Below are 13,485 nucleotides of genomic sequence, written 5' to 3' on the forward strand. Positions count from 1 at the left end.
TATCATACTGCTTGGCAACAAAAATGACCAATGCATAACTGATAATAAATCTCATTAGCATTGATAGTTACCCAGAGCTGGCGTATAGTGCGCGCTTTTATACGTCAGTGAAGTAGTATCAATATGCCATATCGCTCTCTACGTTTTTCCATTTTGGCAGCCTTTGCCGTTAGTGCCCAAACCGCCAGTGCGACCACAAACTCCTCTTCTAGCCGCATTGAAACTATCGAGATACAAGGTGAGCAATTAAACCACCCTATCACCCTCACCTCACCCGGAAAGTCGACGTTAGAGCTAGACGATATCCAACGTGAACAGGCGCATAATATCGGAGAATTGGTAATGAAGATGCCTGGCGTCTCACTCGACGCTGGCGCACGTCCAGGCAGTGAACGTATCAATGTGTGGGGCTTTTCGCATCCCTCGGCACTGTCTGTTCGGATCGATGGTGCCCCCGTCGGCTTTCAACAGTATCGCTATGGTAGCTTTTTCATCGATCCTCAGTTACTACGATCCGTGCGCGTAGTAAGAGGCGATCATAATGTGCGTGCCAGTGTGGGGGCTTTTGGTGGCAGCTTTATCATGGAAACCAAAGAAGCGGCTGACTTTCTTGACCCTGATTCGTCGATTGGCGCGATGGCTCAAGCCGGCTTCAACAGTGTGAACCAACAATGGAAGCGCAGTGTGACCACTTATGGTGCTTCTGACGCTGGTTGGTCAGTGCTGTTGCACGGCTCTCGACGTGATGCCGATGATATCGAACTGGGCAACGGTGATGTCTTTACGTTTTCTGGCTACCGTCAACACAGTTTGCTGGGTAAGATTCGCTACCAGTCAAACGCGCACAATATGATGCTCAGCCACACCCGCTATGACGACCAAGGGAGAAAGCCGTGGGCGAATCGTCGCGGCACCATGCCTTCAATTAGTGATTACAAAATCAATAAATATGGTAGCTACGAAGCCGCATTATTCGCCACCTCAGTAGATAATCACTATCGCGAATATACCAGTACGTTGAATTATCACTATCAACCGTTTAACGACAATATCGACACCCGTGTCGTGATCGCGCATTCACAAAACCATCGCTATTGGGAGCGCCCAGATAGTACCTATCAGTCTTACATCACATCAGGCCAATACGGCCACCAAGTTTGGTTGTCCTATGAGCGTTGGTTCGCCGAGATCACCAATACCAGTTACCTCGGTGATCACGAAGTCATGATCGGGGCCCAGTATCAAGATCAAGACCGAGACTCACACGTCTACAACCATACGTATCGTAAAAAGCCATCGAAAAACAACGGCTACTACACACCCAACTTTGAACCATCGGGCGCGCAACAAACCACCAGTGTGTTTGTACAAGATAAGTACTTTATTACCCCAGATCTCGAATTCACCGCCTCGCTGCGCTATAACCATATTCGTTCACAAGGTGTGCCAAACCCAGCGCCTGATTACAACGATCCATCAGTCGGCCATGATTACAGCGCTATCAGCCACCAAGGCTGGGAGCCCCGTGTTGCATTGACTTATGATGTCAGTGCATCAACACAGCTTAAAGCGGCTTATGCCTATGGAATGAAAGCGCCAACCATTGACGAGTTATATACGGTGCAATATGCCAAGGCCTCAAAACGGGCATCTTCAAGTCGCGACCTTTCCGTCACTCGTATCAATGCGTATCTGTTGGGCTTGTCTGATAAACGTCAAAATGTGTTAACTGCAGGCGATCATCTCGCCTCCGAAGTCACATTATTCTGGAATGATATTATTCATGATGTTGCCCAGCGCCGAGGTGTCAATGCAACCAAGCAAAAAGAGGGCTATTACACCAACTTGGACGGGCGCTATACCTATGGTTTCGACGCACAACTGCAATATCGTCTCGGCAAGTGGTCTGCCGATGCGTCTGTCTCTATGGTGCGAGGTAAACACAAAGGTTCGTTGCGCGATAGCACTGGCGACGATGAATACTGGTATGAAAACCCACCACTCAATGCCAAGTTAGGGATTGGACACCAATTGACGGATACCGTCCAAATCGGGTGGCAAGGACAATACTGGGATGAGCAAGACCGTCTTCCAGAGAACTCCTTTTTGTATACGGCAAATGTGGAGAGCGACGCTTACTTCTTCCAAAACCTGTATGGAGAATGGAAACCCAGCGATGATTTCGTGCTTCACGCAACCATCGTCAATCTTACCGATCAGTATTACACGCCTTATCTGTCTGCCGGTGTGCCAGCCGCTGGCCGAGATATCCGCATTAATGCCACGATGCGTTTTTAACCAATCGGGAGAAGCCCAACTCGCAAAGCCGGACACACGTTCGGCTTTCTCATTACATCGATGCGAGCCAACATTTTCCAACCGGATCAATCACTCATCATTTAGGCTATTGACAGACAAAACGGTTGTCCTGCTGTGAGCTTGCCCATAAAACTTGGATTTCTGCTCACGGGTTAACCCACGTTCTGACTTCACGCGCTCCGTTCATACCCAATGAGTACTGTATATAAAGGAAGAGTAATTACTCTATTAGCCATATTTTTCGACTCAGCCTCAAATTCTGTCTAATTATACCTATAAATTCGATATCAACATCCATATCATAGCGCGGTTAATTTTCCACCTTTTACTGCCTCACCACCCGAAGGACAATGAATATGGCTAACGAACGATCATCGGATCAGTCGCAAGAAAGCACGTCAAGTTCCCAAATGGAAAAAACACCGTTAGTAAAAAAACTAGATAATCAAGAGTTAAAAAACACAGGTTTCTGGCTTAGCCAACTATTTATGATCATATCAACAATAGTGGGCGTCTACTTGGCTGCCCAAAGTGGCTTGGAGCAAGCATTAACATTTGATGCATACAGTAAAATGGAGGACAACTATTATTTACGCCAATCCCTTCATGCTGAGCTTACCGACAATGCTGATGCGATTGAGGCCTATGCCGATGAATTTCTAATTCGTAGTCGTCCATTACAAGAAATCAAAGATTTTCGCCCCCCTCTTGATCGTTATGTTTGGGAAACGATGAAATACAACCCAACAACGTTAGAAACACCCAGTTCGTTAATCACTCAGGCTCGCCGATTTTATTCACACTCCGATAATTTAATGGATAGAGCCGAACGGCGAGCCTTGGGTGCCAACTATGCAGGTAAGCAGCTCAAAAAGCTGGTTAAAAAGCTTCGCGAACAAACATTACCCGATTTAAAACGCAGTGCTGAGCAATTGAAAAAGGAACTCAGTGAGAAAGGTGTAGAAATCGGTTCACTTAAGGAAACGTAATTATGACCAAGCGTAATAGTTGCCCAAAATGTCAAAACCAAGAGTTACTTGCGACCGAGTATCAGGGTGAAACGATTGACGTATGTCGTGGATGCGGAGGTCTCTGGTTTGAGAACATGGAAGTCAATCGTCTAATTGAAGAAGTTAATGATGGGCCAATAGGTGAATGTTTCAGCGAGCGTTTTGGCGATTGGATCGCTGATACGGAACTTGATTGCCCAGAATGTAATGAGCATATGACACGCCACCACTTGCTGGAAAACTTTCATGTTGAGATTGATGTATGTCGACAATGTAACGGTAGCTGGATAGACAAGGAAGAGCTAGAAGCAGTAGAGAAAAGTCCCGTTCTAAAAGAGACGCTCGATCATCTCAACAAAAAAATTAGTTGGAAAACATATTTGTTTCAAATGCTCACGGCCATGCCTGTTGAGTACAACATCAAACCTCAAAGCAAGCCATGGGTAAACTGGTCATTAATCGCAATTAACATTCTCATTTTTCTGACCTATGCAGCGAATGACAGCAGTATGCATTATGTCCTCGATAACTTTGCAATGATTGCAAACGAAGTGAGCCATGGAGAAAAGCTATATACGTTACTGACTGCGACATTTTTGCACGGTGGTCCTATACATCTCGCTGGCAATATGTACTTTCTTTTTGTTGTCGGAGATAATATAGAAGATGTGCTCGGCCATAAAAAGTATCTCATTCTTTACTTGCTCTGCGGTTTAGGCGCGTCACTGATCAGCATGGTGGCTCATATAGGCAGTGCTATCCCAGCACTGGGGGCGAGTGGGGCTATTGCGGGGCTCTTTGGTATTTACCTTGTATGGTTCCGCAATGCTAGCCTAACATTCATGTTCTTTTTTTATCAGCGCAAGCTCGCCGCCGCTTGGTTCTTTGCTATTTGGCTTGGTTTTAACCTCTTGGGAGCACTTTCCGGTGCAATGGGTGTCGACTACGCAGCGCATATTGGTGGTTTTTTAATTGGCTTGGGCATTGGCCTAGCCACTAAAGAAAAAATATGGGAAGCAAACCCTCTGGTGCGATTGATAAATAGCGACTTTGCTCAAATCAAACGTACCTAAAAGACCCGCTCTACGCATCGCGCCGGTCAAGGCAGCGATGCGTCTCTCTCTAGCCCCCATTTCCATGCTATTTGGGGGTTTATTTTTGATGGAAATCACGTTATTGATACATATCACATTTCCTCCTCGACAGCTTCGGAGGCTAGTTAATGACGACCATTGCCGTATTTAGCGCCAAATCTTATGACAAGGCCGCCTTCTCCCATGTGAATGCTGCGTTTGATTATACGTTTGAGTTCCATGATTTCTTACTCACTGAAAAAACCGCCAAGATGGCGCAAGGCGCACAAGCCATTTGTGCTTTCGTGAACGACGATCTTTCTCGGCCCGTTTTAGAAATCCTCGCAGATTCAGGGGTTTATTTAGTTGCATTGCGCTGCGCGGGATACGATCGCGTCGATTTAGATGCCGCCAAATCGCTGGGCATCACCGTGGTACGAGTCCCCGCTTACTCGCCTGAATCGGTCGCCGAACACACGGTTGGCATGATGATGTGCCTCAACCGCCGCTTCCATAAAGCATACCAGCGCACCCGAGACGCTAACTTTGAGCTGGAGGGTTTAGTTGGGTTTAATTTCCATGGTAAGACAGCTGGGATCATCGGCACGGGCAAAATCGGTATTGCTACCATGCGCATTCTTAATGGGCTAGGCATGCGTATTCTCTGCCACGACCCCTATGAAAACCCCGAAGCAATGGCGCTTGGTGCTGAATATGTCTCGAAAGAAACACTGTATGCCCAAAGCGACATTATTTCCCTGCACTGCCCGATGTCTCAGGATAACTACCACTTGCTTAGCGCCGACGCCTTTGCGCAAATGAAAGATGGCGTGATGGTGATTAATACCAGTCGGGGCGAGCTACTCGACTCGGTTGCCGCGATTGAGTCGCTCAAACAAGGACGGATCGGGTCATTGGGACTCGATGTTTACGATAATGAGCGTGAATTATTTTTCCAAGATAAGTCGAATGATGTGATTGTCGATGATGTGTTCCGTCGCCTTTCAGCGTGCCATAATGTCCTGATCACTGGCCACCAAGCGTTCTTGACCAAAGAAGCACTGCACAATATCGCCGAGACGACGTTAACCAATATTCAAACCGTTTTGAGCGGGCAAGCCTGCCAAAACCAGATTGCCGAAGTGGAAGATCGTAGTGATTAATCGAGACTGGACCATTGATTAATCTTGACCTCTAACTAAGAAAGCAGGCCTGAATCATCAGGCCTGCTTTATAATGGGGCGATACGCTTTGATACGTTACATGGCTTCCATGAAAATCTTGGCGATTTCGTCGTGTGTTGCTTGTTTCGGGTTAGTGAAACCACACGCATCTTTCAACGCATTTTCAGTCAGCACATCAATATCTTCTTGCTTGGCACCTAATTCGTTCAAGCCTGCAGGAATGCCTACGTCCGTTGAAAGCGACTGAATCGCTTGGATGGCGGCTTTCGCTCCCTCATCAGCCATCATATTCTCTGTATCCACGCCCATTGCAGTGGCGACATCACGCAAACGCTCAGCACAAACCTGCGCGTTATAGCGCTGAACATGAGGCAGCAATACGGCATTGCACACGCCGTGCGGCAAGTCATAAAAGCCACCAAGCTGGTGCGCCATGGCGTGGACATAGCCCAAAGACGCATTATTAAATGCCATGCCCGCCATGAACTGGGCATACGCCATTTGCTCGCGCGCTTCGATGTTTTGTCCATCAGCGACAGCAGTACGCAGATGCTGTTGAATTAACGTCATCGCCTTTAATGCCACTGCATCCGTAATCGGCGTCGCCGCGGTAGACACATAGGCTTCAATCGCGTGAGTGAGCGCATCCATACCTGTGGCCGCGGTTAATGACGCAGGCTTAGCCAACATTAACTCAGGGTCGTTGACAGAAATAATAGGCGTGGTGTGCTTATCGACAATCGCCATTTTAATGTGGCGTGCCTCATCAGTAATAATGCAAAAACGCGTCATTTCCGATGCGGTTCCCGCCGTGGTATTGATTGCGATTAACGGCAACTGAGGTTTAGCTGATTGATCAACCCCCTCATAATCACCAATTTGCCCGCCATTGCTGGCCACCAAGGCAATCCCTTTTGCACAATCGTGTGGGGAGCCACCGCCGAGTGAAATCACGCAATCACACTGGTTCTCTTGTAACAGTGCCAGCCCTTGCGCCACGTTTTCGGTGGTCGGGTTTGGCTGCGTGCCATCATAGACCACACTGTCGACCTGTCGGCTATCAAGCAGGCCTGCAATTTGTTTTACCACGCCAATTTCGTTCAGCACCTTATCTGTCACGATCAGCGCTTTTTTGAATCCATGTGATTGAATCGCGTCTGCCGCTTCTGCAAGGCAACCGGCCCCCATCAGGTTAACGGCTGGGATAAAGAAAGTGCTCGACATAATCGTTGGCTCCTTTTGTAGGGATAATCGGGCTAGCACGAAAACGGTGCTCCCTTTTTGCTTTGAAGCCTTTTTGTAACACGTGGTTTGTTCGTCACATTTTGATCCAGCGCAATTCGCTTGGCAGGATGCAGAGATAAAAAGGCAAAATTGAGAGTTATGTCATCGGCGCGCACCATATCGTTTAAAACGGCAGCAACCATTCATTTTTTTGACACTTTCTTGAAGAACACTGTCTAACGTGCGATAGGTTATGGAAGCTAACGCGTAAACAGAGAGAAAACCATGGGAAAAAAATACACACTAACCGCTGTGGCAGTATTGACGGCATCTTTGGCGCTCACCGGGTGTGAATCAATGTCCAACGCCCAAAAAGGCGCAGCCATTGGTGCCATTACTGGGGCTATCGCGGGTAAGTCAACATCCAACCACAAAGACAAGCGCGCATTTATTGGCGCCGCGATTGGTGCCATTGGGGGCGCAGCGGTCGGCAACTACATGGATAAACAAGAGCAGGCTTTTCGTGAGGAATTGGCTGGCTCTGGCATCCAGGTCGTTCGAGAAGGGGATAATATTCGCCTGATTATGCCGTCAAACATCACCTTTGGGCTTGACCAAGACGCTATTGCCGCTGACTTTTATCCGACCCTGAACGCCGTTGCTAACGTCATGCGTAAATACGATAAAACCTTTTTAAGCATCGAGGGGCATACGGATAACACTGGCGCGGCGTCGTATAACCAAGGCTTGTCTGAACGACGTGCGATGAGCGTTAAACGCTATCTTGCCAGCCAGTCTATCGACAATGCGCGCCTTTATACCTCTGGTTTTGGTGAAACGCGTCCTCTCGTCGCCAACAACAGCGCCTCTAACCGCGCCTTGAACCGTCGCGTCGAGATCCAAGTCGTTCCTAATACCCAGTGATCATGAGTCCGGCGCGTTCATCGTACGTGAGCGCGCCGAATAAACAGACTACAAAGCATCTAAGTTATCGAGCAACGCTTCTGCGTGACGTAAGATGCCATCACGCTGGGTCGGCGCCATTTTGTCCCAATTTCTATAAGGCATTGCTGTACGCGGGTTATGCGCAAATCGCTCGCGATGCCGATGCATAAAATGCCAATAAAGTGCGTTGAGCGGGCACGCTTTCTCGCCGGTTTTGTCCTTCACCGAATAATGACAATCACCGCAATAATCACTCATGCGATGAATATAGGCCCCACTGGCGGCATAAGGCTTAGTCGCCACAAGCCCGTTATCGGCAAACTGGGTCATCCCTCGGGTGTTAGGCATCTCAACCCACTCAATCGCGTCGATATAAATCGACAAATACCAATCATCTACCTCATCCGGCGCGACGCCCGCCAATAGGCAAAAGTTGCCCGTCACCATTAAGCGTTGGATATGATGCGCGTATGCGGTCTGCAAGGATTGCGTGACCGCCTGTGAGACACAACGCATTTTGGTATCGCCCGTCCAAAAAAAACGAGGAAGCGGCCGCTGCGCGGATAATGCGTTCTTGTTAGCGTAGGCAGGCATGTTTGTCCAATATACCCCGCGTATATACTCTCGCCAGCCTAGAATTTGACGCACAAACCCTTCAATTTGAGCAAGGTTAATCGCCTCCTCCGCTCGAAAGTGGCTAATCGCCGTTTCAATCACCTGCATTGGATGCAATAGCTTGGCATTTAACGCAAAGGATAGACGGCTGTGATAGAGGCTCCATTGGTGTTCGCTTTGCCCTGTCATAGCGTCTTGGAATTGACCAAACAGGGGCAGACAGTGACGACAAAAATGATCCAACAACGTTTTAGCCTGTGAACGGGTCACAGGCCAGAGCAAGTCTGGCGCAGGCTCTCCGATCGTCGCCACGTGATGCCGTTCAATACGCGCCAAAATATCGCGTACATCATTGCTAAATATTAAGGGGGTTGGAATAGCCGCTAAATCACTTTTCTTGAGTTTATTACGATTGTCTTGATCGAAGTTCCACCGCCCTCCCTCTGGAGATTCTCCCTCCATCAAAATGCCAAACTGCCGTCGCATATCGCGATAGAAATACTCCATTTTGCGATGTTTATTGGCAGTGAACTGCTTGGATATTTGATCGAACGGCAGTAAAAAGTGCTCGGTATCCACGCATGTCACTGTGACAGGCTGGGGTAAAGCCATCTCTTTTAATTGCTCGTCTAGCCGGTATTCGTCCGGGCGTTGATATTCAAACGTTTTGATCTGATAGTGCTCGCACAGATCAGCCACTAACGCCGGTAAGTTTTCGTAATTTTGCGTGTCATCCAAGGTTAGGTAGCAAACATGATGCCCCGCTTGACTCAGGGCATGGGAAAACGCTTCCATGGCAGCGAAGAAAGCGCACACCTTTTGGATATGATGTTTGACATAGGTTGCTTCTTGCTTGAGCTCGGCAACAAGATACAGCACATTTTCATCGGTCTTTTTGTACCATGAGTGGCTGGCGTTGAGTTGATCACCTAACACAAGACGCAACGTTGAGTACTGGCTATTGGTCACTGGCACCTCGGTATTTATCAAATAAGCGTTAAGCGATACGCAGCAAACCACATTTTCGATGATTAACCCTGGCGGGTGCTTGAATCTTAGGGAAAACCCTCTACATTAGAGCCAGTATTGATCACCCATGCGGCGGCGAGGCGATGAGAGCATTCTTTGTCGGGCTTTTTTTACTCCCAATAGCAATGATAGTGGCTGAGCCAGCGCGTGCCATGAATGAACCGGCAAGCCAATTTGTTCAAGATCTTCGCTTTCATGGCTATATCGACAATTATGGCAATGTGAAACTTCGCTTTGCCCCGATTACCGCTTTACCGGCAGGTTTTAAGACCAAAGGTTACTTGGATATCGAGGCCAGTGATATCGTACGTCTCCCGCGTGGGCTTGATGTTGGTGGTTACTTTAATGCCGCCAATACAGCGATTAGACAACTCCCAAGAATGAAAGTGGGGGGATATATCAACCTCACCAATACCGCCATTAACCGCCTTCCTCCTAATTTAGTCGTTCGGGGTGATTTAAGCCTCGTCAACACACCGCTTACGCAATTACCGCGCCGTTTGTTTGTGGAAGGAAATCTATACCTGACAAATTCACCCATTGAGCGCATTCCTGACGATATCTACGTAGGCGGAAATCTCTATATCCGCGGTACCAATATCCAGTCAGTCAGCCCCGATCTTCGTATTGAAGGCCAAGTGCTTCCTTCTTTAAATCAATGATCTCGCGCTCGGCGTTGATCGAATTAGTTGTCAATCCGTACGTTAATCCCGAGCCTAGTTTTTAAATTACAGTCAAAAAAACGGTCCACTATGATTATCTTACATCATCTAGAGCAATCGCGATCGCAGCGGATTGTCTGGTTATTAGAGTCGCTGGCGATTCCGTATCAGCTGGTACGTCACCAACGTGATCCAAAAACCAAACTTGCGCCTCGCGAACTGAAGAAGATACACAGTTTAGGGAAAGCACCCATCATCGAAGACGGCGATGTGGTGATTGCCGAGTCAGGGGCGATCATTGAATATCTTATCGACAAGTACGGCGATGGCACGCTAACCCCCAACACGGATAAAGAAAAGGGCCTGTACCGCTATTGGATGCATTATGCGGAAGGCTCCCTGATGCCGCCGTTGGTGATGTCTTTGATCTTTAGCAAGATCCCAGAATCACCGATGCCATTCTTTATTCGTCCCGTGGCAAAAAAGCTGATGAAAGGCGTCACTGAACAGTTTCTCGCCCCTCAGCTTCGCGATCATTTTGCGATGATTGATTCACATCTCGCCAAACACACCTGGCTGTGTGGAGATACGCTAACAGCGGCCGACATTCAGATGAGCTTTCCGTTACTAGCGGCGCGCAAGCAATTGGATGCTCAAAAGCACGCCAATATTCTTCGCTACCTTGAACACGTTGAGCAACAGCCTGGGTATCAAAATGCCTTGTGTGTTGTCGGCCCTCTACAAGCGTTATAAAACCACCCAACGCTTATGTGGGCAGCGTTGATGCTGCCTGCATCACCCAGCGTTGATAACCGGGTCGGTCACTCAATTGTTGATGCCAACGGGAAACATTGGGTGGTAGCACCCAGTCGCTTTGCTGGCTAAGGCAATGGATTAAACTTCCCACGGCAATATCTGCCAACGTCATGCGATCTGAGGTGAGATACTGCTGGTCGTCGAGTGCATCATTGACTCTCTCTAACTCATAGCGGCATTGTTCCATCGCCCGTTGCTTCGCTTGCCCCTCATCGGAACCGTCAGGGGTAGAGGCAAACAAAGCGGCTTTGATAACTGGCTGGAAAGAAGACAAACACCAGTCCATCCAGCGCTCATAACAGGAACGTTGAAAGGCACAATCGGGATACCACATTTTATTGCCGTAACACGCGACGAGATAACGCAATATAGTGTGTGACTCCCAAACACTATTGGGACCATCTTCGAGCACGGGCACCTGGCGCATCGGACACCGCTGTGCGACCGCTTGTGCATCGTGCCGATTGTGGTGAATATCCACTTCTTCTAGCGCGATACTTAAATCTAACTCATCGATTAGCCACATCACTTTCTGAACATTAATCGATAGCGGATGCCCATAAACTTTCATTTTGCTCTCCTTGTCACGCGATAAAGCAGTTCCTTGCTCGGCTGCACCTTCGAGGCTCGCACAATCCTTTTTCCATAGCAAGTAATCGGGTAGATCAGCCAAAAACCTCAAGACTTGACCAATAATGCATCACAAAAGCAACAGGTTGCACCTCGTTATAAGCTTTTTGTGATGTTTCCTTCTGAAACGGATACGCCAAATTACGGTGGGCTTATCCAGCTATGTCACATTTCTTTCATCACGTATTGGCCTACCCGGGTATCAGCGTTAATCTATTGATTGTTATGACTTATTAACAAAACACTCAACCAAGGAAGGATTATGAAAACAACGGTATTAGCCAGTGCGCTAGCACTCGCATTGAGCAGCTCGGCGTTTGCCGCGCAAGTCCCTGATGACGTCACCCTTGCCGAAAACCAAACGCTTATCTGGGGTGTCGCGGGGGAAGTACCCACGTTGGACCCCACCAAGTCCAGTGATACCGCCAGCAATAAAATCATCTCGGATTTGTTTGAAGGATTGATGGTACGCAATCCAAATGGCGACGTCGTACCTGGCCTGGCCAAAGACTGGGAGGTAAGCGAAGACGGGCTCACCTATACATTCCACCTTCGCAAAGCAAAATGGTCTGACGGTGAGCCCATCACCGCAGACGATGTAGTGTATACGCTACAGCGTGTGGTTGACCCAGTCACTGGCGCGCCTTATGCCTGGTACCTAGGGACTGCCAATATCCAAAATGCCAAAGCGATCACCGACGGTGAAAAATCCGCTGAGCAGCTTGGCGTCAAAGCCATCGACGATCACACGATAGAATTTACCCTTGAGCGCCGCACGCCCTACTTCCCGAATATGCTCACCCACTCGTCCACCTATCCGGTGCCACAGCATGCATTGGAAGCTTTTGGTGATAGCTGGACCCGCCCAGATAACATGGTCAACTCAGGCGCTTACAATCTCACCAACTGGGTCATCAACGAACGGATTGATTTGGCGCGCAACCCACTTTACTGGAATAACGACGAAACAGTGATTGATAAAACCTCGTATGTCGCTTCCAGTGATGTCAACGCTGAATATAACCGCTACCGAACAGGTGAAATTGATATCACTTCGAGTTTTCCACTCGAGGCCTTTGATCAGATTAAAAAGGAACGCCCTAATGAACTGATCACTATGCCGTCTCTGGCGACTTACTATTATTTGTTTAACACAGAGAAAGCGCCCTTTGACGATGTGCGAGTCCGTAAGGCGTTGTCGTATGCGATTGATAGAAACATCATTACCGACATTATCCTCGGTCAGGGCCAGCTTCCGGCATATAGCGCCACACCGCCAGCCATCAACCATTTTGAGCCACCTAAGCTCGAGTGGGCGGAAATGAGCCAAGATGAGCGCTATCAAAAAGCCAAAGCCTTGCTGGCAGAAGCCGGCTATACCCAAGATAACCCACTGGAATTTGAGCTGGTCTATAACACCATGGAGTCACACAAAAAACTGGCGTTAGCCGTGACGTCTATGTGGAAGCGTCATCTTCCTGTCAATGTCAATTTGGCCAATCAAGAGTGGAAAACCTTCTTACAAAAAGTCTTACAAAAAGACTTTGATGTCGCCCGCGACGGTTGGATAGGTGATTACAACGAAGCGTCCACGTTCCTGAGCTATTTCAGTAGTGATGGTATGAACAAAACCAGTTGGGGCAATGAAGATTATGACAAGGCACTTGATCAGGCTCTAACGGTCGCGGAGCCCGAGAAACGAAAAGCGTACTACCAAGAGGCAGAGCGTATTTTCGCCCGAGACATGCCAGCGATCCCATTGTATTTCTATACCCGTAGCGTGATTAAGAGTCCGAAAGTGGGCGGGTATAACACCGATAACCCCAACAAGCTAAGGTATACACGTAACCTGTATATCACCAAAAATTGATCGCCTCTGAATAAAGGCAACCTATCAATGAGGCCAACGCCACGCTCTGACGCGTGGCGTTTTTATTCATACGCACAAACAAAAAAAGCGCCAGCCTTTCGGCTAGCG

The 13,485-nt window shown here is 48.3% G+C and carries 11 protein-coding genes; 8 read left to right on the forward strand and 3 right to left on the reverse strand.

The window, feature by feature from the left end; genetic code table 11:
• Positions 1 to 123 precede the first annotated feature (123 nt).
• The 4 genes from EHW58_RS01770 to EHW58_RS01785 all read left to right on the forward strand — a co-directional run bounded on the left by EHW58_RS01770 (position 124) and on the right by EHW58_RS01785 (position 5,565).
• Positions 124 to 2,298 (forward strand): TonB-dependent receptor domain-containing protein, encoded by a 2,175-nt coding sequence (locus EHW58_RS01770; protein WP_152794287.1) that lies wholly within the window; start codon positions 124 to 126, stop codon positions 2,296 to 2,298.
• A 377-nt stretch (positions 2,299 to 2,675) separates the two neighbouring features.
• Positions 2,676 to 3,308, forward strand: coding sequence for a hypothetical protein (locus EHW58_RS01775; protein WP_227486429.1), 633 nt, complete (start codon positions 2,676 to 2,678; stop codon positions 3,306 to 3,308).
• 2 nt (positions 3,309 to 3,310) lie between these two features.
• Positions 3,311 to 4,402 (forward strand): rhomboid family intramembrane serine protease, encoded by a 1,092-nt coding sequence (locus tag EHW58_RS01780; protein ID WP_152794289.1) that lies wholly within the window; start codon positions 3,311 to 3,313, stop codon positions 4,400 to 4,402.
• A gap of 149 nt (positions 4,403 to 4,551) precedes the next feature.
• Positions 4,552 to 5,565 carry a 2-hydroxyacid dehydrogenase gene (locus EHW58_RS01785; RefSeq protein ID WP_152794291.1) on the forward strand — a complete coding sequence of 338 codons (1,014 nt, stop codon included), beginning with the start codon at positions 4,552 to 4,554 and terminating at the stop codon, positions 5,563 to 5,565.
• Positions 5,566 to 5,661: 96 nt separating this feature from the next.
• On the opposite strand, the gene yiaY is transcribed toward EHW58_RS01785, so the two are convergent.
• Positions 5,662 to 6,810, reverse strand: a complete 1,149-nt coding sequence (yiaY, locus tag EHW58_RS01790; RefSeq protein WP_152794293.1) for an L-threonine dehydrogenase — start codon at positions 6,808 to 6,810, stop codon at positions 5,662 to 5,664.
• 285 nt (positions 6,811 to 7,095) lie between these two features.
• Here yiaY and EHW58_RS01795 point away from each other — a divergent pair, with 285 nt between their 5' ends.
• Positions 7,096 to 7,734, forward strand: coding sequence for an OmpA family protein (locus EHW58_RS01795; RefSeq protein WP_069360956.1), 639 nt, complete (start codon positions 7,096 to 7,098; stop codon positions 7,732 to 7,734).
• Between the two features lie 48 nt (positions 7,735 to 7,782).
• On the opposite strand, the gene EHW58_RS01800 is transcribed toward EHW58_RS01795, so the two are convergent.
• Positions 7,783 to 9,339 carry a cryptochrome/photolyase family protein gene (locus tag EHW58_RS01800; RefSeq protein WP_172969909.1) on the reverse strand — a complete coding sequence of 519 codons (1,557 nt, stop codon included), beginning with the start codon at positions 9,337 to 9,339 and terminating at the stop codon, positions 7,783 to 7,785.
• 191 nt (positions 9,340 to 9,530) lie between these two features.
• On the opposite strand from EHW58_RS01800, the gene EHW58_RS01805 reads away from it, so the two are divergent.
• Together EHW58_RS01805 and EHW58_RS01810 are read left to right on the forward strand one after the other, a co-directional pair.
• The gene (locus EHW58_RS01805; protein ID WP_052708116.1) at positions 9,531 to 10,061 is read left to right on the forward strand and encodes a hypothetical protein; all 531 of its coding nucleotides are present in this window, start codon (positions 9,531 to 9,533) and stop codon (positions 10,059 to 10,061) included.
• A gap of 90 nt (positions 10,062 to 10,151) precedes the next feature.
• Positions 10,152 to 10,814 carry a glutathione S-transferase gene (locus EHW58_RS01810; protein WP_046075667.1) on the forward strand — a complete coding sequence of 221 codons (663 nt, stop codon included), beginning with the start codon at positions 10,152 to 10,154 and terminating at the stop codon, positions 10,812 to 10,814.
• Positions 10,815 to 10,827: 13 nt separating this feature from the next.
• On the opposite strand, the gene EHW58_RS01815 is transcribed toward EHW58_RS01810, so the two are convergent.
• The gene (locus tag EHW58_RS01815) at positions 10,828 to 11,448 is read right to left on the reverse strand and encodes a glutathione S-transferase family protein (protein WP_152794297.1); all 621 of its coding nucleotides are present in this window, start codon (positions 11,446 to 11,448) and stop codon (positions 10,828 to 10,830) included.
• A 321-nt stretch (positions 11,449 to 11,769) separates the two neighbouring features.
• Between EHW58_RS01815 and EHW58_RS01820 the strand changes: the two genes are divergently transcribed.
• Positions 11,770 to 13,377, forward strand: coding sequence for an ABC transporter substrate-binding protein (locus EHW58_RS01820; RefSeq protein WP_152794299.1), 1,608 nt, complete (start codon positions 11,770 to 11,772; stop codon positions 13,375 to 13,377).
• Positions 13,378 to 13,485 lie beyond the last annotated feature (108 nt).

It is taken from the genome of Salinivibrio sp. VYel1 (genome assembly GCF_009377945.1).
In the GTDB taxonomy this organism is placed as follows: domain Bacteria; phylum Pseudomonadota; class Gammaproteobacteria; order Enterobacterales; family Vibrionaceae; genus Salinivibrio; species Salinivibrio siamensis.